At 71.3% G+C, this 15959-nt stretch carries 22 protein-coding genes and 1 tRNA gene; 11 read left to right on the top strand and 12 right to left on the bottom strand.

Annotated features, from left to right (window positions below; translation table 11 throughout):
- Positions 1-281: 281 nt before the first annotated feature.
- Together ACIRRS_RS33235 and ACIRRS_RS33240 are read right to left on the bottom strand one after the other, a co-directional pair.
- Entirely contained in the window at positions 282-869 is a 588-nt protein-coding gene (locus ACIRRS_RS33235) for a LysE family translocator (protein WP_402978923.1), read from the bottom strand.
- Positions 866-1612, bottom strand: a complete 747-nt coding sequence (locus ACIRRS_RS33240; RefSeq protein WP_402978926.1) for a metallophosphoesterase — start codon at positions 1610-1612, stop codon at positions 866-868. Before ACIRRS_RS33240 ends, ACIRRS_RS33235 begins: the two co-directional genes overlap by 4 nt.
- A gap of 106 nt (positions 1613-1718) precedes the next feature.
- Between ACIRRS_RS33240 and ACIRRS_RS33245 the strand changes: the two genes are divergently transcribed.
- From ACIRRS_RS33245 to ACIRRS_RS33255, 3 genes are read left to right on the top strand one after another with little or no spacing between them, the layout of a single operon-like run.
- Positions 1719-2321: an ABATE domain-containing protein gene (locus ACIRRS_RS33245; RefSeq protein ID WP_402978929.1), complete on the top strand. Its 603-nt coding sequence runs from the start codon at positions 1719-1721 to the stop codon at positions 2319-2321.
- A 35-nt stretch (positions 2322-2356) separates the two neighbouring features.
- Positions 2357-2779 (top strand): hypothetical protein, encoded by a 423-nt coding sequence (locus ACIRRS_RS33250; protein WP_402978932.1) that lies wholly within the window; start codon positions 2357-2359, stop codon positions 2777-2779.
- Between the two features lie 48 nt (positions 2780-2827).
- On the top strand, positions 2828-3187 hold the full coding sequence (locus ACIRRS_RS33255; RefSeq protein WP_402978935.1) for a VOC family protein: 360 nt from the start codon (positions 2828-2830) through the stop codon (positions 3185-3187).
- Positions 3188-3194: 7 nt separating this feature from the next.
- Here ACIRRS_RS33255 and ACIRRS_RS33260 read toward each other — a convergent pair whose 3' ends face one another.
- The 4 genes from ACIRRS_RS33260 to ACIRRS_RS33275 all read right to left on the bottom strand — a co-directional run bounded on the left by ACIRRS_RS33260 (position 3195) and on the right by ACIRRS_RS33275 (position 5570).
- Positions 3195-3617, bottom strand: coding sequence for a VOC family protein (locus tag ACIRRS_RS33260; RefSeq protein WP_402978938.1), 423 nt, complete (start codon positions 3615-3617; stop codon positions 3195-3197).
- Positions 3618-3633: 16 nt separating this feature from the next.
- The gene (locus ACIRRS_RS33265) at positions 3634-4389 is read right to left on the bottom strand and encodes an alpha/beta hydrolase (protein ID WP_402978941.1); all 756 of its coding nucleotides are present in this window, start codon (positions 4387-4389) and stop codon (positions 3634-3636) included.
- A 123-nt stretch (positions 4390-4512) separates the two neighbouring features.
- Entirely contained in the window at positions 4513-5142 is a 630-nt protein-coding gene (locus ACIRRS_RS33270; protein ID WP_402978944.1) for a hypothetical protein, read from the bottom strand.
- Between the two features lie 11 nt (positions 5143-5153).
- The gene (locus ACIRRS_RS33275) at positions 5154-5570 is read right to left on the bottom strand and encodes an ATP-binding protein (RefSeq protein ID WP_402978947.1); all 417 of its coding nucleotides are present in this window, start codon (positions 5568-5570) and stop codon (positions 5154-5156) included.
- 161 nt (positions 5571-5731) lie between these two features.
- Between ACIRRS_RS33275 and ACIRRS_RS33280 the strand changes: the two genes are divergently transcribed.
- The 6 genes from ACIRRS_RS33280 to ACIRRS_RS33305 all read left to right on the top strand — a co-directional run bounded on the left by ACIRRS_RS33280 (position 5732) and on the right by ACIRRS_RS33305 (position 8565).
- A complete protein-coding gene (locus ACIRRS_RS33280; RefSeq protein WP_402978950.1) occupies positions 5732-6679 on the top strand; it encodes a helix-turn-helix domain-containing protein in 948 nt (315 codons plus the stop codon).
- Entirely contained in the window at positions 6636-6773 is a 138-nt protein-coding gene (locus tag ACIRRS_RS33285; RefSeq protein ID WP_402979151.1) for a DUF397 domain-containing protein, read from the top strand. The genes ACIRRS_RS33280 and ACIRRS_RS33285 overlap by 44 nt, the downstream gene beginning before the upstream one ends.
- Before the next feature lie 18 nt (positions 6774-6791).
- A complete protein-coding gene (locus ACIRRS_RS33290) occupies positions 6792-7040 on the top strand; it encodes a DUF397 domain-containing protein (protein ID WP_402978953.1) in 249 nt (82 codons plus the stop codon).
- Entirely contained in the window at positions 7037-7384 is a 348-nt protein-coding gene (locus ACIRRS_RS33295; RefSeq protein WP_402978956.1) for an antibiotic biosynthesis monooxygenase family protein, read from the top strand. The genes ACIRRS_RS33290 and ACIRRS_RS33295 overlap by 4 nt, the downstream gene beginning before the upstream one ends.
- 99 nt (positions 7385-7483) lie before the next feature.
- Complete coding sequence (locus ACIRRS_RS33300) at positions 7484-7912, top strand: hypothetical protein (protein ID WP_402978959.1); 429 nt, start codon at positions 7484-7486, stop codon at positions 7910-7912.
- 140 nt (positions 7913-8052) lie between these two features.
- The gene (locus ACIRRS_RS33305; RefSeq protein ID WP_402978962.1) at positions 8053-8565 is read left to right on the top strand and encodes a translationally-controlled tumor protein; all 513 of its coding nucleotides are present in this window, start codon (positions 8053-8055) and stop codon (positions 8563-8565) included.
- Between the two features lie 13 nt (positions 8566-8578).
- On the opposite strand, the gene ACIRRS_RS33310 is transcribed toward ACIRRS_RS33305, so the two are convergent.
- Complete coding sequence (locus ACIRRS_RS33310; protein ID WP_402978965.1) at positions 8579-9052, bottom strand: hypothetical protein; 474 nt, start codon at positions 9050-9052, stop codon at positions 8579-8581.
- 99 nt (positions 9053-9151) lie between these two features.
- Between ACIRRS_RS33310 and ACIRRS_RS33315 the strand changes: the two genes are divergently transcribed.
- Positions 9152-9826 (top strand): O-methyltransferase, encoded by a 675-nt coding sequence (locus ACIRRS_RS33315; RefSeq protein ID WP_402978967.1) that lies wholly within the window; start codon positions 9152-9154, stop codon positions 9824-9826.
- A 133-nt stretch (positions 9827-9959) separates the two neighbouring features.
- On the opposite strand, the gene ACIRRS_RS33320 is transcribed toward ACIRRS_RS33315, so the two are convergent.
- From ACIRRS_RS33320 to ACIRRS_RS33330, 3 genes are all read right to left on the bottom strand, one after another.
- Complete coding sequence (locus tag ACIRRS_RS33320) at positions 9960-10286, bottom strand: hypothetical protein (RefSeq protein WP_402978970.1); 327 nt, start codon at positions 10284-10286, stop codon at positions 9960-9962.
- Positions 10287-10448: 162 nt separating this feature from the next.
- Positions 10449-12665: a hypothetical protein gene (locus ACIRRS_RS33325; protein WP_402978973.1), complete on the bottom strand. Its 2217-nt coding sequence runs from the start codon at positions 12663-12665 to the stop codon at positions 10449-10451.
- A 43-nt stretch (positions 12666-12708) separates the two neighbouring features.
- Complete coding sequence (locus ACIRRS_RS33330; RefSeq protein ID WP_402978976.1) at positions 12709-13134, bottom strand: hypothetical protein; 426 nt, start codon at positions 13132-13134, stop codon at positions 12709-12711.
- A gap of 236 nt (positions 13135-13370) precedes the next feature.
- Between ACIRRS_RS33330 and ACIRRS_RS33335 the strand changes: the two genes are divergently transcribed.
- A tRNA-Leu gene (locus ACIRRS_RS33335) sits at positions 13371-13454 on the top strand.
- A 76-nt stretch (positions 13455-13530) separates the two neighbouring features.
- On the opposite strand, the gene ACIRRS_RS33340 is transcribed toward ACIRRS_RS33335, so the two are convergent.
- Together ACIRRS_RS33340 and ACIRRS_RS33345 are read right to left on the bottom strand one after the other, a co-directional pair.
- Positions 13531-14706: a PQQ-binding-like beta-propeller repeat protein gene (locus tag ACIRRS_RS33340; protein WP_402978979.1), complete on the bottom strand. Its 1176-nt coding sequence runs from the start codon at positions 14704-14706 to the stop codon at positions 13531-13533.
- Between the two features lie 56 nt (positions 14707-14762).
- Positions 14763-15875, bottom strand: coding sequence for a serine hydrolase domain-containing protein (locus ACIRRS_RS33345; RefSeq protein WP_402978982.1), 1113 nt, complete (start codon positions 15873-15875; stop codon positions 14763-14765).
- Between the last annotated feature and the right edge of the window lie 84 nt (positions 15876-15959).

A 15959-nucleotide genomic window follows, 5' to 3' on the forward strand; every position in this document is an offset into this window, starting at 1 on the left:
CGGGGGGGGGGGGGGGGGGTGGGGGGGGGGGGGGGGGGGGGGCGGGGGGGCGGCGCCCCCCCCCCCCGGCCGAGGTGGGCGTGAGGCCCGGGGTGAGGCTGTTGTGCGCAGGGAGTTGGCGAGACCGACTTCCTGTGCATCTGCTGCTCCGGTTGCCTCGCTGCCTTGGGCGGCCTGTGCCGGCGATGTAGGCGGGAGATCGACCACTTCGAGCTCGCGCGTGCTGCTCCCAGGGTGGCCTGCGTAGGAAGTCGGGCCCGCCGACTTCCTGCGCACGCGTCCTATCCGGCGGCGGTGTGAACGGCTGTGGTGATGAGGGTGGCTGCGGTGAGGCGGGTCAGGTAGGGGCGGAGGGTGGGGGTGGTGCGGGTGAGGAGGGGGGTCCACAGGAGGAGCCAGACGGTGAGGAGGAGGGCCTGGGCGGTGGCGAGGGTGAGGAACTGGGGGAGCACAGGGGCCGTGGGGCTGAGGAACTGCGGGGCGAGGGTGAGGAAGATCGAGGCGGCCTTGGGGTTGAGGACGTTGCCGAGCAGTGCCTGTCGGTAGGTGGAGCGGTCCGTGCGGGGGGTGGCGGGCCGGGGGAGGGCGCGGGTCCGCCAGGTGCGGATGCCGAGGGCGAGGAGGTACAGGGCGCCGGCGAGCCGGATCGCCGTGAAGGCCTCGCTGGAGCGCATGACGAGTGCGGAGAGCCCGAGCCCCGCCAGTGCCGCGTGGACGTACAGCCCGGTCGCGGTGCCGAGGATGACAGGAGCGGCCGCGCGGCGCCCGTCGGTGCTCACCCGGTGGGTGAGGAGGGCGAGGCTGGTGCCCGGGGTGGCGATGAGCGGGGCGACGGCCAGCAGGTAGGCGAGGACGGAGAGCGGCCTCACGGCAGGACGACGCGGAAGTGCGTGGTCAGTCGCTGCTCGGAGTCGAGGACGTGGAACGCGAGCCCCGGGGGCTGGTCGCGGTCGGCGGGCTGGTCGCCCTCCCAGGGGAGGCGCAGGGTCCAGGTGATCGCGGGGCCGATGAGGAGGGGCAGGCCGGCGAAGGTGGTGGCGGCCGGGGTGTGGGCGTGGCCGGTGAGGACGGCGGCGACTCCGGGATGGCGGGCCAGGAGGGCGGCGAGGGTGGCGCCGTTCTGGAGCGTGTAGCCGTCGGGCAGGGGGTGGTGGAGGGTGACGGGCGGGTGGTGGAAGGCGATCAACGCTGGGGTGCTGGGCGGGAGTTGGGTGAGGGTGGTGTCGATCCAGCCGAGGGTGGTGTCGTCCAGGAGGCCGATGTCCTCGCCCGGGATGCTGGAGTCGCACATCAGGATCGCGGTGTCGTTGACGAGGTGCAGCCGGTTGATGGGCTCGCCCGAGGCCGGTTCGCCGAGGAGGCCGGCGCGCAGGGGCGCGCGGGCGTCGTGGTTGCCCGGGCAGGTGAGGACGGGGAAGGGCGCGTCGAGGAGGCGGGCGGCCTCCTCGTACTCGGTGAGCGCGCCGTGGTCGGCGATGTCGCCGGTGACGAGGAGCGCGTCGACGGGGGTCGGCAGGGCGCGGAGGTGGTCCATGACGCGGGCGGTGCGTTCGCTGGCGCGGTCGGTGCCGTCGAGGTGGAGGTCGCTGATCTGGGCGAGGAGGAGGGGCATGGGGGGCCTTTCCGTCTTCATGCCTAACGGCAAATGCCGTAGAAACCGTTAGGACGATAGACTGCCCCCGGCACGATGATCAAGAGCCCTGGGAGGCGGAAGGACCGTGGAGACGAACCGGCACCTGGCCCTGGAGCTGGCGAGCACCATCCGGCACGACGGCAACGGCGGCGTTGCGGACGACCTCGCGACGGCCGAGGGCCTGGCCTCCTGGGTGGCGAGCCTGGACGAGCCGCCGGTGGGCGAGGCGGTGCGGGGTGATGCGGTGCGTGGCGAGGTGGTGCGGGGCGAGGTGCTCGCCGTACGGGCGGCGCTACGGGCGCTGCTGGCGCGGGCCGTCAGCCCGGCGCCGCCGAGCCGGGCCGATGCGGACCGGCTGCCGCCGGTGGACGAGGCGGTGGCGCGGCTGAACGCGGCGGCGGCCGGGTGCCCGGTGGTGCCGCAGTTGGAGTGGGCGGAGGGCGGCGAGCCGGTCGCACGGCTGCGCCCGGTGGGGGCGGACGGCCTGGCGGCGGCGCTGGCCCGGGCGGCGATCGCGTTCCTGAGCGGACCGGACGTGGCGCGGCTGCGGGCGTGTACGGCGCCCCGGTGCGTGCGGTACTTCCTCAAGGAGCACGGGCGGCAGGAGTTCTGCAAGGCCTCGTGCAGCAACCGCGCCCGCGCGGCGCGGCACTACCAGCGCCACCACGCGGCGCCCGCCGAGGGCTGATCGGGCTGCTGATCGGGCTCTGGAACGATGGGCTCGTGCATGCTGACGGTCAGGTGGGAGACGGGGTCTCCGTAGAGCTCGCGGAGCTGCTCCGGGAGGCGGCAGGCGATCGCCCGGTGGTGGTCGCGGGCTCGGTGTGTGCCGGGTGCGGCGGGCGGCGGTTCTGGGTGCTCGTCGACGACGAGCAGGGGGCGGCCGGGCGGGAGTGCTGCGGCTGCGGCAACCGGGCGTTCATCGCGGACAGCGAGGAGTTCTGGGAGGAAGCGGAGCCGGGAACCGCCTGCTGCCCGTGCGGGGGCGAGGAGTTCGAGGTGGCGGTGGGATTCACGATCGGCGGCGACGGGACGGTCCGGTGGGTGACCGTCGGCCTGCGGTGCCGGGAGGACGGAGAGGTCGGGGTGTACACCGACTGGAAGATCGACTACGCCCCCACGGACCACCTGCTGGGCATGGCCTGAGCGCGATTGCGCTGGTGTGGGGGCGGCGGGTGGGGGAGGGTGGGGGGCATGGTTTCGGTGGTGCAGAACGTGGCGGTGGATTGTGCGGATGCCTACGGGTTGGCGAGGTTCTGGAGTGAGGTGACCGGGGGGTCGTTGGGGGTGGAGGACCGGCCCGGGGATCACGAGGTGGAGGTGATCCTGGGGGAGGGGCTGCGGTTGTACTTCAGTGAGGTGCCGGAGCCGAAGACGAGCAAGAACCGGTTGCACCTGTGCCTGCGGCCCGAGGGGTCGCGGGAGGTGGAGGTGGAGCGGCTGCTCGGCATCGGGGCGACGATGGTCGCGGATCGGCGGAATCCGGACGGTACGGGGTGGGCCGTGCTCGCCGATCCGGAGGGGAACGAGTTCTGTGTGTTGCGGAGTAGGTAGGTAGGGGTCAGGCGACGCAGAACTCGTTGCCTTCGGGGTCGGCCATCACGACGTGGTGGCCCTCGAACTCCTGGAGGACGGTGGCGCCCGCCGACACCAGGCGGGCGGCCTCCGTCTCGATCCTCGCCCACCGTTCGTCCGGGGTGCCGTGGCGCGGCACCCGGATGTCGAGGTGGAGCCGGTTCTTCGCCCGCTTCGGCTCGGGGACCTTGAGGATGGAGAGGCGGGGACCGACTCCGTCGGGGTCGCAGAGCCAGGCCCCGTCGTCCACGGATTCGCCTTCCGGCAGGTCGAACTGGGCGAGCCACTCCTCCCGGGTCGTGAAAGGGGCCGGCGGGGGCTCGTCGATGTAGCCCAGCGCCGTCTTCCAGAACTCGGCGAGGAGTCGCACGTTCGCGCAGTCGAGGGTCAGGTCGATTCTGGCTGCCATGCCAGAACCGTACTGCTCAGCTGGTGAGGTGGCGGATGAGGAAGCGGGAGGAGGCGGCGGCCTCCTCGTAGCGGGGGAACTCCATGTGGCGGCCGGAGTTGGCGTGGAGGCTCTTCTCCTGGGACGCGAAGGCGGCGAACAGGCTCAGCGAGGCCTCACGGGGGATCAGCTCGTCGTCCCACTGCATCGCATACTGCACCGGGACGGTGATCCGGTGCGCGTGCTCCGCCAGTGCGTCCGGCCAGTGGAGGCCGAACACGGCGGCGGTGATGCGGGGTTCGGAGGCGACGAAGGGTATGCCGATCGCCGTGCCGAGGGTGATGCCGGAGAAGCCGACCGGCCCGCCCGTACCGATCTCCGGCAGTTGCTGGAGGGCGTCGAGCAGCGCCCGGTACTCGGGCGCGGCGATCTCGGCCAGGTACGCGTTGTAGCGGATGACGATCGTGTCGATCGGCTCGCCGGCCTGGCGGGCACGGTGCAGCTCGGCAATCTCCGCCTCGTCGTGGGCCGAGCGGGGCCGGTCGCCGTGGCCCGGCGCGTCGAGCGCCGCCACGTGGAACCCGTGCTCCAGGAGGAGTTGGGCGCGGCCGACCATGGACCGGTGCTTCTTGTCGCGGCCGCCGCCGTGAGCGAGGAGCACCAGGGGCGCGGGCTCGCTGACGCCCGCCGGGGACCAGAGGACGCCCGGGACGCCGTCGACAGTGAACTCGCGCTCGCGGACGCCCTGCGCGGTGGAGTCGGTGCTGATGAGGAGAGGGGCAGAAGAAGACATAGGAGTGGCCTTTCGGGAATGCCTGCGGTGGAGGCGCTCCCGGCGATGCCTACGCGTCTATCGCCCGGCCGTGAGGGAAAGGGGGAGCACCCATGCGTCTATCGCGTTCACGGGTCTCACCTCCTAGGTCTGCGTCTCACGGACACCCGGAAAGCTAGCAGCCGACCCGGAGTTCCGCCATTCATTTTCCGGGGGCGGGGGAGGGGCCGTCGAGCGGGTGGCGTTGAGGCGGCATTGGGTGAGGGCGTAGGTGAGGCGGGGGTCGGGGGAGGGCTGGGCGAGGAGGAGTTCGCCGGCGGTGACGAGGGTGGTCCAGTAGCGCTTGGGGTCGGGGGTGGTGGGGTGGGTGGTGGTGAGGGAGAGGTAGGCGGTGGTGAGGTTGCCGGTGGTGATCCAGCGGGTGAGGGCGTGGTGGTGGCCGGCGCGGATGGCGTTGTGGGTGGTGATGGCGGTGGTGAGGAGGTCGGCGATGGCCTGTTCGCGGTCGTCGAGCTGTTTGGGGATGTCGAACACACCGAGGGCTTCGAGGAGTTCGCCGGTGTCGTTCTCGGTGTTGGGCCTCGGGTTGGCGAGGAGGGCGTAGTAGCAGTCGTCGAGGCGGTGGTTGGCCTCGGTGGCGGGGATGGTGAGGGCGGCGCAGACGGCTCGGGCGGCGCGGAGGGGGTCGTGGGTGCGGCGGGCGAGGTTGGCGTAGGTCTCGGCGGGGGTGGCGCCGGTGTGGAGGAGGTGGCGGGCGGTGAGGGCGAGTCGCATGGGGGGTTCTTTCACTGGGTGGGGGCGATGAGGGCCCAGACGTACTTGCCGATGCCGCCGGTGCGGGGGGAGTGGCCCCAGCGGTGGGCGAGTTCGTTGACGAGGTGGAGGCCTCGTCCGTGTTCGCTGGTGGGGGTGGGTGGTTGGAGGGTGGGGTGGCCGGTGCCGGCGTCGTGGACTTCGATGCGCAGGAGGTCGTGGGTGACGGAGATGCGGATCTCGATGTGGCGGTCGTCGGGGGCGTCGGAGTGCTGGACGGCGTTGGCGAAGAGTTCGCCGAGGAGGAGTTCGGCGGTGTCGAAGTAGAGGGCTCCGGTGGGGAGGCCGGAGAGGTACGCGCGGAGCAAGTGCCGTGCGTGGGGCGTGGATTCGACGTCGGAGGAGAGGCGGGCGGCGAACGTGCGGGGGCGGCAGCAGGTTGCGAGCATGGCGAAGCACCTCTGGGGGCGGAAAGGGGGCGTACGAAGGGGAGCGTGATCACGCTGTGCACGCGAAAGATCGCGTTCCGGTATCAATCATCGGGTGGCGGAGTTACGTTGATGACCGAAAACCGGTACCTGGCACGCAGTGGTACGACAGGGGGTAGACCGTGGGACATCGGCGCTTCAGGGGTGAACTGGCGGCCAGCTCGGCGCAACTGTTCGGTGATGAGCTGCGGTTCTACCGAAAGAGGGCGGGTCTCAGCCAGGAGGAGCTGGGCAGGAAGCTGCACTGCAGCCGGGTCAACATCACCCGGTACGAGAGCGGTCAGCGGCGCATGCCCGAGGACCTCGTGCGGAAGGCCGACGAACTGCTTGATGCGGATGGATCGCTCGTCCGGATCTGGGCGCAGGTGGACTGGAGCGTGCAGTTCGAGCACCCCGATTGGTTTCAGGAGTACGTGGATCACGAGTCCATCGCCATTGGGCTGCGGGTGTACCAGGCTGGCCTGATGTATGGCCCGCTGCAGTGCCCGCAGTACATGCAGGCACTGTTCGAGATGGGCGATGCGGCAGGTAAGCCCAAGGAGATCGCGGAGTTGACCAGCGCCCGGTTCGCTCGACAGCGCCGCATGCTTGCCCCGGACGGGCCACTGTTGATCGTCCTCCTAGACGAGAGTGCTATCCGTACTGTTGTGGGTGGGCCGGGAGTGATGCGGGCGCAGATGGAGTTCCTTCTGCGGGCGGCCAGGCACCCGAACATCGTCATCCACGTGGTGCCGTTTGTGAGTCGGCGGACTCTCATTCACTTGGATATGGTGCTGCTGGAGCTGCCGGAGGGACAGCGCTTGGTCTACTCGGAGAGCCTGGACCGAGGGCATCTGAGCGATGCTTCTGAGGCAGTGATCAAGCATCAGCGTCGCTACGATCAGCTCCGCGCCGGATGCCTGTCAGAGGTTGACTCGCTTCGGTTGATCGCCGAGGCAATGGAGGGTTACAAGAATGATGAGCAACGAGCTCGCCGCGAACGTCTGGCGGAAGAGCAGCTACAGCGGCGACAACGGCGGCAACTGCATCGAGGTAGCCCCCGGATTCCCCAACCTCGTCCCCGTACGTGACTCCAAGGACCCGCAGGGGCCGGTGCTCGTTTTCCCCGCTGCCGCGTGGGAAGCCTTCGTCGTGGCCGTCCGGGAGGGCGAGCTTTCGGCCTAGGAATCCTGGGAGTCAGGCATGTTGACGTGGCGGAAGAGCAGCTACAGCGGCGACGATGGTGGGAACTGCGTCGAGGTGGCGCTCGACTGGCGGAAGAGCAGCCACAGCGGCGACAACGGCGGTGCCTGTGTCGAGGTGGCCTCTGGCCTTGCCGACACGGTTCCGGTGCGTGACTCCAAGGACCCGCAGGGGCCGGTGCTCTCCTTCCCGGCCTCTGCCTGGTCCTCGTTCATCGCCGCCATCCGTGACGACCAGAGGTTCTCGTGAACATACCCGTCCCCGCCGAACTGCCCGAACCCCCTTACTACGCCGTCATCTTCACCGCCGTCCGCACCCCCGGTGACAACGGCTACGCCGACACCAACGAGCGCATGTCGAAGCTCGCCGCCGAGCAGCCCGGCTACCTCGGCATCGACTCCGCACGCGGCTCCGACGGCCTCGGCCTCGCTGTCTCCTACTGGAAGGACGAGGCCTCCATCGCCGCCTGGCGCGAGAACCTCGAACACGCCCTCGCCCGCACCGCCGGCCGCGAGCACTGGTACTCCTCCTACTCCCTCCACGTCGCCAAGGTCGAGCGCTCCTACGGCTTCACCCGCCCCGCCGACGCCTGAGCCTCCCGCCCCCGAATTTCCCCGGCCGGGGAAATTCGGGGGCGCGTCCGTGGGCGGCGTGGGAGGCTCGGGGCATGATCTCTCTTCTCCTCAGGAGCGATGCCGCGTAGGTCGCCCGGCGCGATGCGCGCCCGCACCCGGCACCGGGGCCCACGGCCCCGCCCGTACAGCCAGATCCACGGCCTGGGGCTCAGCGCCCAGGCCGCCGTCCACCGCCTCGAAGCCCGGCGATTCGGGCCCGGGTACCTGAGCGAGGCGCTCGGCCAGTACGAGGAATTCCTGCGCCGGCCCGGCCGAGTGCTCTACGTCCCCCTCAGCGACTGCCCCTGCCACGACGTGCTCGGCGCGCGGGACGACATTCAGGCGATGCTCTCCGCCCTCCCGCCGCGTGCCCGACGGGAGTTGGGGCGGATCGTCGCCAGGCTCGACGCGGAGTTCGAGCGGCGCACGCTGCCCGACCCACACGCCTACCGTCGGCGGGCGTACAGCCGGTTCGACTGGTGGTACCAGCGGTTGATCGGACCCTGACGGCCGGTACCCCCGTGGCTTCCGGTCGTTGCTCAGGTCGAAGTGGTCTGACCTTCGCTCGCGTGACGCGCGAGGTTCCTGATCAGGGAGCCGACGAGGCGGGCCCGGTGACGCTGTATCCCCGAGGAGCGGAGACCCGCATGAAGGTGTACAAGGACGTTTTCAACGGTGACGAGCTGCTGTCGGACTCGTTCCCGATCAAGGAGGACGGCATCTGCTACGTCGTCGAGGGCAAGTACGTCACGCGCGAGACGGTCGGGACGGTCGACATCGGTGGGGCTTCCAGCGCCGAGGACGACGTGGAGGACGCCGAAGAATCGCCCACCATCACGGTCCTCAACATCGTCGACGCGCACCGCCTGGTGGAGACGTCGTACGACAAGAAGAGCTACACGGGCCACATCAAGGCGTACTTGAAGAGGCTGACGGACAAGCTGGCTGCGGACGGGCAGTCCGCAGATCAGCGGTCCGCGTGGCAGCAGCAGGCACAGGAATGGGTCAAGGCCGTACTCGCCGACTTCGACAGCTACCGGTTCTTCACCGGTGAGCAGATGGACCCCGAGGCCATGGTCGTTCTCCTGAAGCTCGGGGAGGACGGCAAGACCCCGTTCCTGTACTTCATCCGCGACGGTCTCAGGGTCGAGACCTACTGATCGCCACCCGAGGTCACTCCGGGAGCGAGGACGCGTCCCCGATGGCGGCGAGCAACTCGAACGGCAGCTCCCTGTCCCCCTGGCCGACGGTCAGCCCGATCCACCGGTCGGAGGACGGGAGTTGCCACAGCTGCATGGTGACGGCGTTGTTGCAGAGGAAGGCGAGCGGCTCGGGGGCCCATACCTCCTGGTCCGGGTCGTCGAGGCCGAGGTACGGCCACAGGTCGACCGTCCGGGGAGCGCCCCAGCGGGCAGTCAGTACAGCGGCGATCGCTTCGAGGTCGGCCGCCAGCTCCGCCTCGGCGGCCTCCCAGACCCCCGGTTCGATGTCGTCCCAGAAGTCCCTGCTCTGCCGGAGCACGGCCACGTGGTGCCCGGGCCCCGCCCAGCCGTCGCCCACCTCCGACCGGCCGTCCTTCTCCGGGAAGGGGAGGATGCTCAGCGCGTCGATGACCGCCACCCGGGCTTCGGTCGAGGGGCTCTCCACAGCCGAAGACTAGCCGGGAAATCGATCTCACGGGCGACGGCCGTTGCGTAGAGTGCCGTGCGGGTCCCTGCTGATCTTCCGAGTCCCCAGGAGTCGCTCATGTACGCATCCGAGACCGCCTGGCGCGAGGTCGACGCCTACTTCGTCGAGACGCTCGTCGACGAGGACAAGGCGCTGATCGCCGCCCGCGAATCCGGGCAGCGCACCACGATGCCGCAGGCGGAGGTCGCGCCGAACCAGGGCAAGCTGCTGGCGCTGCTGTGCCAGATGGCGGGTGCGCGGCGGGTGCTGGAGTTCGGGACGCTGGCCGGGTACAGCACGGTGTGGCTCGCGCGGGCGGTGGGGGGCGGCGGGTTCGTCACTACGCTCGAACTGGAGGAGCACAACGCCGGGATCGCGCGCACGAACCTGCGGGAGGCGGGCGTGGCCGAGCGGGTCGAGGTGCTCGTCGGGCCGGCGGGGGAGTCGGCGCAGCGGCTGATCGAGGAGGGCGCGGAGCCGTACGACTTCGTGTTCATCGACGCGGACAAGCCGAGCAACCCCGCCTACCTGAAGGCCTCGCTGGAGCTGACGCGCCCCGGGAGCGTCATCGTCATCGACAACGTCGTCCGCAACGGCGCCGTCACCGACCCCGCGAGCGAGGACGAGCGGGTGCAGGGCGTGCGGGCCGTCCTCGCGGACATCGCGGCGGACGCGCGGCTGGACGCGACCTCGCTCCAGACGGTGGGCTCCAAGGGCTGGGACGGGTTCACGATCGTCCGCCGGGCCCGGTGACGGGGCCCGGGCCGGGCGGCGTGCTGTGACCGCATGGGTTCGCCGGGTTGGCGGTGACGGTGGCAGAGCCGGTCAGGGTCCGCAGGCTCACGGACCAAGAAGGCCGGCAGATCTGCGCGGTCACAGCGCCGGCTCAGTCGGACCGTGGTGGTGACGCAGAACCCTGCTCGGCCCTGGCGACTCGTTCCTCAAGGGCCCGGATGCGGTCGTAGAGATCGACCAGAGTCACGCCGTCGGCAACCACGCCGGGGCGCTGCCAGTGCCTGCGCACAAATTCCTCTCGGCTCTCCTGCTCCGACTGCTGGAATCCGGTCGGAGCCGAGCCGTGTGGTGACGTCGCCGCCTGCATGGACTCGATTCGCCCGAGCGAGGCGTTCATCAGCTTCCGAAAAGCCACCAGAGTAAGCACGATGACCACGAGAGCGGCGACAGGTATCAGCCAGAACCAGCCAGCCGACATGAGAACCCCCCGAGTCCGTTGCACTGTGTCGAATCGACCCTATCGGTCCTCGGCCACGTTCGGAGTCAGTCCTTCCGGTGGTGGTGCCGAAGCTTCTCTGCGGTTTCTTGAGCCCGTGCCGCTTGTGTCGACGCAAACCGGCGAACGTTCGCGGCCACCGCACTAGTTGCTGCCCTTCGAGTTGACGGTCAGGTAGTACGTGGCGCCGTTCGAGAAGCCGGTGTTCGCGTCGATCTTCGCCTGCCGGATGAGGGCCTGGATGTCGTCCTGGCCGAGGCGGGACCCGTCGGCGGCGTCGGTGATCGCCTGTTGGACGCCCCTGGCCAGGTGGTCCTGCGCGTCGTTGAACAGCACCTTGCCGTCCTGGACGCCCACCTGGGTGGTGTCGACCTTGTGGGACTCCACCAGCATGTCGAAGAGCTTGTCCGCCGGAGCGGTCAGCTTGTCGCCGTGCGGGACCAGTTGGAGCGCCTTGTCGAAGCCCTGCTTGGCGTACCCGCTGTTCCGGTCGAGCGCGTCGTTGTACGCCTGGTCGGAGGCGAGGTGCTGGTCGTGCACGCTGACGACCCTGGATGCGCTGAGGATGCCGTTCACCTCCCCGCCGCTGTGGGCAGCGTCGTTGACGCCGGCGGCGAGGGGGAAGCCGACGTGGTCGGCCCCGGCGACGTAACTGCGGATGACGGCGGCGGTCTGGCCCTGGTTGGCGTTGGCGACGACGGCGTACGCATCCGGGTCGCGGCCCAGCGCCTCCAGCAGGCTCTTGGTGGCCGAGTCGTTGAAGGCGACGGGGTAGCCGCTGTTCGGGAGTGCGCTGTCGGCCACCATCACACGCTGCACGTCGGCGATGTAGTCGGCGTTCATCCGTGCCAGGCTCGGCCGGAGCGCGGCGAGGTTGCCGTTCTTCGCCAGGACGTCGTCGAGGGCGCCGTCCGGGGCGCCGTCGCCGCCGTGGGTGCCGAAGACGTCGATCACCCGCTTCATCAGCTCGGCCTCGCTCCGGTCGTGGCCGGGGAGGGCGAGGTGCTGCGGATCGTGCCCGGTGGCGGCTTCCAGGGCGCTGCCGAAGGCGAGGACGCCGCGGTTCTTCGCGTTGTCCGGGTCGGTGGCGATGTCCTGCCAGTCCTTCTCGCGGGCGTAGTAGTGGAGGTGGTCGGCCGGCTTGTGCTTGGCGTTCGGGTCGGCGTTGACCGTGCCGTCGGTGTTGTAGGCGGTCGGCGGATCGGTGAAGAACGCGTTGGCCGCGGCCGGGCTGTGGGCGAGGGCGGTGAGCACGTCCGTGGTCGGCTGGTCGGTGAGCGGGATGGAGCCCGGGGCCATCTCGCCGTCCAGCAGCGGCCACTGGCCGTGGAGGCCGGCGTCGATCTGGGTGAGGTGCTCGGCGACGGGGAGGAGGAAGTGTGGGTCGTAGTCGCCGCTGGCGAGGAGGGGCGCGAGCAGTTGGTAGCCCATGAGCTGGGGGTTCGGCGGCTGGTACGGGCTCACCCGCCGGGTGCCCTCCGCGCGGAAGGCCGCCGCCCAGTCGTCGGACAGGTGGGGCTGGTTGCTCTGGCGGGTGGCCGTGGCGAGGGTGAGGCCCAGCTCGTTGCGGAGCTCGTTGTACGCCGCCCAGCGCGGGTCCTTCGGGCCGGGGCGCTTCTTCGGGTCGGCGAACATGCCGAACAGGGAGGAGGTCAGGCCGTCCGGGCCGAGGTCCTGGTAGAAGCGGGTGGCGAAGGCCGGGTTGTCGCGGTCGGTGGCCAACAGGCGTGTCAGTTCGGCGAGTTCGGTGTCGCTGATGTCCCCGCCCTTGCGCAGGAGCGCGGCGGCGCGGTCGGCGTCCGCGAAGGCGGGGACGTCGTTGAAGGTGTGGGTCGCATCGGTCTTCGCGTCGGTGGCGAGCAGGGCGGCCAGCCGTTCGTCGGCGGCGGTGGCCTCGGCCACGGCGGCGTCGATGGCCTTCCGGGCCGTGTCGGCCTTCGGCTGCCACTCCTGGAGGTAGGCGCTGTAGCCGTCCACGTCGTGGCGGGTGTTCGCGTCGGCGCGGGGCCAGGTGACGGCGCCGGTGTCGGTGACGGTGAGGCCGGCGGTGCGGGCGGCGGCGACGGCCGTCTCCAACTTTCCTCTGGCGGTGTGGAATTCGGTGGAGGCGTCCTTGAACACCTGGGCGAAGGCGTCGGCCTCGGTGGCGGCGGCCGTCAACTGCTGGTTGGTGACGGCGATCTTCGGGCGGGCGAGGTCGGCGGTGGCGCCGGACCAGGCGTCGGCGCCGGACTTGGAGAGGACCTGCTGCTTCCAGTCCTCGTCCATCGACCGGAGCTTGCGGGCGACGGTGGTCCAGGCGGTGGAGGCGGTGTCGAGGGTGGTGAGATCGGCGGTGCTGAGCGCGTGGAAGTCGACCATGTGCGTTGTTCCCCCCGGGCGATCGTCCGATGGTTCGGATGGTTCAGAAGGTCATGTGCTTGCGCATGGCGTCGTCGTGGCGCTGGTAGTTGACCGCCGTGGCGCGCAGGGACTGGGCCGTCCCGCCGATGCTCCTCGCCAGCTCGTCGACGCACTGGTCCCAGTTGGCGGCGGCCGTGGTCGCCGCCTTGCCGGTGGCCCAGTCGGCGAGGGCGGTGGCGACCTTGCGGGTGGCCTCGTCGGCGGAGTGGCCGTCGGCGGTGAGGCGGTCGTGGATCTGGTCGGCGTTGCCGGCGGCCGTGGTGAGGGCGGCGGTGTCGGCGGAGAAGCCGGTGCCCGCGCTGCTGCGGGCGGAGTTGAGCTCGGTGCGGGCCGTCTCCTGGGCGCGGGCCCCCGCGGTGAGGTTGCCGTCCGCGTCGTAGGCCCAGGGGTTCATCATCCGGTCGAACGCGGTCGCGCGGTCGCTCATGTGCCGTCGTCCCCTCGAAATCGCTGCCTCGGGCGCCGGGCGGTGGGGCGGCAGCGTCCTGCCGGATGGGTGGTGCGCCCGGTGCGTACTTGTGGGGCGCTGCGGGGGTGGTCGGCGGTTCCTGGTGATGCGGACACGAATTTGCGGCCGGGGGCGAGCGGGCGGGCTGCCCCGGCCACTTTCCGGTGGTCGGAACCACCCCTGAGCATGGTCTATGCTTAACCCATCACCCAGATGCGCGGGTGGCGGAATAGGCAGACGCGCTGGATTCAGGTTCCAGTGCCCGAAAGGGCGTGGGGGTTCAACTCCCCCCTCGCGCACAAAGATCAAGGGCCCCTCACATCACTGTGAGGGGCCCTTGGCGTTGGGCCGTCTGCGGGGGGACCGGCCCCGCCCTCAGGCGGAGGGCGGGGCGCCCAGGGCGCGGAGGCCGGTGCGGGTGCCGCGGTAGACGGCGGAGTCGGTGGCGGCGAGGAAGACGCGGGTGTACTGGGAGTCCACCCGGAGGCGTTCCGGTTCGTCGTGCCAGAGGGGGCGGCCGGTGGCGAGGTCGTAGGCGAAGAGGCGGTCGTCGTTGGTGCCGACGTAGACCGCGCCGTCCGCGGTGGTCATCGAACTCTGGCCGCGGCCCAGGCCGTTGGGGACGGTGATCGTCCAGCGGGTGTCCCCGGTGGGTGCGTCCATGGCCATCAGGTGGGTGCCGCTGAGGAGGCAGAGCACCCCGCCCGAGGCGGACAGCGGGCCCGCGACGGGGAGCCGGCCGCGCTGCCAGACCGTGCGGCCGGTGGCCGCGTCCAGGGCGGTGACCGCCGCGGAGCCGGGCACCGGGCCGTTGTGGAGGAGGTGGACGAGGCCCTGGTGGACCACGGCGGGGCTGTCGACCGGGCCCACGGCGCCCTGGGCCCAGCGGCGCGCGCCGCTTCGCGCGTCGAGGGCGAGGAGTCCGCCGTCGCGGCCGGCGGTGTAGACCGTGCCCTCGTCGAGGGTGAGGATGCCCGGTTCGCCCGTCCAGCGCAGGGCGCCGGTCGACGCCTCGTAGCAGTGCAGCGCGTTGCCGTGGGTGGCGAGGACGCTGCCGTCGCCGACGACGGGGCCCTGAGTCTCCGGGGCCTCGGACCACTCGGAGAGGGGGACGTCCCAGCGGAGGTTCCCCGAGGCCGCGTCGAGGACCTGCACGCCGGCCGTGGTGACCACGCACACCACGCCGTCGCCCGCCGCGAGGTGCCAGCCGCCGGAGTTGGCCAGCTGCCAGCCGTCCAGCTGGTCCTTCGGCGGTGCCACCGCGACCGTACGGCTCCAGCGCACCGCGCCGGTGCCCGGGTCGAGGGAGCTCACGGCGCCGTCGTAGCCGGAGGCGAACAGCCCCCGCCGCGCGCCGTCCGTGGGCAGGGCGACGCGCCCGCCCAGCTCCGGGGAGTTCCACAGCCGGGGGCCGTGCGCGTCCTCGCGGCGCGCCCACCAGGTGGCCCCGCCCGTGAGGGCGAGGGCGCCCAGGCCGCCGAGGCCGCTCAGGAGGAGACGGCGGCGGTTCAGGTGGGGCGGGGCCTGGTGGCGGGTGCTGTCCGTGTTCACACGAGACATGACTACGGGTGGGGACGCTTGGTTCCCGAGCGCCAGGTGGGGCGGGGTCAGCCGCAGAAGGCGGCGTCCACGGCCGCCTCCACGCGTGCGGTGCCCGCCGCGTCGGGCGGGACCGTCGTCACCGCGACGTTCACGGCGCGGCCGTCCTCGGTGGCGCCGCCCCGGGTCTCGTAGCCCGGGATGTCGCCGCCGTGGCCCCAGTACACGCCGCCGCAGGACAGGAGGCGGCTGATGAGCCCGAGGCCGTACCCGGCGCCCGAGGTGCCGATGGGGACGGTGGTGCGCATCTGCGCGAGCTGGGCGGGCGGCAGGAGGCGGCCGGAGAGGAGAGCGGTGAAGAAGCGGTTGACGTCGGCGTTGGTGGAGACCATCGCGCCGGCCGCCCAGGCGGCGGCGGAGTCCATCTCCGTGACGTCGCGCAGGGCGCCGCCGGCCTCGTCCTTGCTGTAGCCGTGGGGGTGGGACTCGTGGACGGCCCTGTCCCCGCCGACGGGGAAGTAGGTGTGGCGCAGGCCGAGGCGCTGGACGATGCGGCGGTCGATCTCCTCGGAGACGGGGCGGCCGGTGACCTTCTGGACCAGCAGGCCGGCGAGCACGTAGTTGGTGCTGCTGTACCCGAAGCCCTGCCCGGGGGCGAAGTCCGCCTTGTGCCGGAAGGCGAGGTCGAGGAGGTCGCGGGGCTCGAAGTACGTGTTCCGGAGGGCGGAGTCGTCGATGTCGTTCACGTAGTCCGGCAGGCCGCTGGTGTGCTGGAGGAGTTGGCGGACGGTGATCCGGCGCCCGTCGATCCCCTCGCCCCGGACGAGGCCCGGCAGGTAGGTCTCGACGGAGGCGTCCAGGCCGATCCTCCCCTCGCCGACGAGCTGGAGGACGACCACCGCCGTGAAGGTCTTGGTGTTGCTGCCGATCCGGACCTGGCCGTCCCCCGGCACCTTCGCGCCGGTGGCCAGGTCCCCGACGCCCGCCGTGTAGGTGCGGGTGCGGCCGTCGCGCCCGGTGACGGCCGCCAGGGCGGCGGGCCGGTGGTCCTCGCGCACCAGGGCGTCCAGGTGCTGCTGGACGGAGGCGGGGCGGGGCGCGGCGAGCGCCGGGGTGGGGGCGAGGGCGGCGACCGTGAGGCAGACGGTGGCCGCGAGGCGGCGGCGGTGGTGCTCGCGCACGTTTCAACTCCGGTGGTGGTGCGGATGGTTGCGGATGGTTCGGCGGGTTTCGCCGGGCACGATCCTGGCGCCGGGGCGGGCGGC

The sequence above is a fragment of the Kitasatospora sp. NPDC101183 genome (genome assembly GCF_044767945.1).
Classification (GTDB): Bacteria; Actinomycetota; Actinomycetes; order Streptomycetales; family Streptomycetaceae; genus Kitasatospora.

Excerpts from the sequence above, each read along its gene's own strand:
- ACIRRS_RS33240 (WP_402978926.1), bottom strand. The coding sequence starts at position 1,612 with ATGCCCCTCCTCCTCGCCCAGATCAGCGACCTCCACCTCGACGGCACC.
- ACIRRS_RS33255 (WP_402978935.1), top strand. The coding sequence starts at position 2,828 with ATGGTTTCGGTGGTGCAGAACGTGGCGGTGGATTGTGCGGATGCCTAC.
- ACIRRS_RS33260 (WP_402978938.1), bottom strand. The coding sequence starts at position 3,617 with ATGGCAGCCAGAATCGACCTGACCCTCGACTGCGCGAACGTGCGACTC.
- ACIRRS_RS33265 (WP_402978941.1), bottom strand. The coding sequence starts at position 4,389 with ATGTCTTCTTCTGCCCCTCTCCTCATCAGCACCGACTCCACCGCGCAG.
- ACIRRS_RS33270 (WP_402978944.1), bottom strand. The coding sequence starts at position 5,142 with ATGCGACTCGCCCTCACCGCCCGCCACCTCCTCCACACCGGCGCCACC.
- ACIRRS_RS33275 (WP_402978947.1), bottom strand. The coding sequence starts at position 5,570 with ATGCTCGCAACCTGCTGCCGCCCCCGCACGTTCGCCGCCCGCCTCTCC.
- ACIRRS_RS33290 (WP_402978953.1), top strand. The coding sequence starts at position 6,792 with ATGTTGACGTGGCGGAAGAGCAGCTACAGCGGCGACGATGGTGGGAAC.
- ACIRRS_RS33300 (WP_402978959.1), top strand. The coding sequence starts at position 7,484 with ATGCCGCGTAGGTCGCCCGGCGCGATGCGCGCCCGCACCCGGCACCGG.
- ACIRRS_RS33305 (WP_402978962.1), top strand. The coding sequence starts at position 8,053 with ATGAAGGTGTACAAGGACGTTTTCAACGGTGACGAGCTGCTGTCGGAC.
- ACIRRS_RS33315 (WP_402978967.1), top strand. The coding sequence starts at position 9,152 with ATGTACGCATCCGAGACCGCCTGGCGCGAGGTCGACGCCTACTTCGTC.
- ACIRRS_RS33320 (WP_402978970.1), bottom strand. The coding sequence starts at position 10,286 with ATGTCGGCTGGCTGGTTCTGGCTGATACCTGTCGCCGCTCTCGTGGTC.
- ACIRRS_RS33325 (WP_402978973.1), bottom strand. The coding sequence starts at position 12,665 with ATGGTCGACTTCCACGCGCTCAGCACCGCCGATCTCACCACCCTCGAC.
- ACIRRS_RS33330 (WP_402978976.1), bottom strand. The coding sequence starts at position 13,134 with ATGAGCGACCGCGCGACCGCGTTCGACCGGATGATGAACCCCTGGGCC.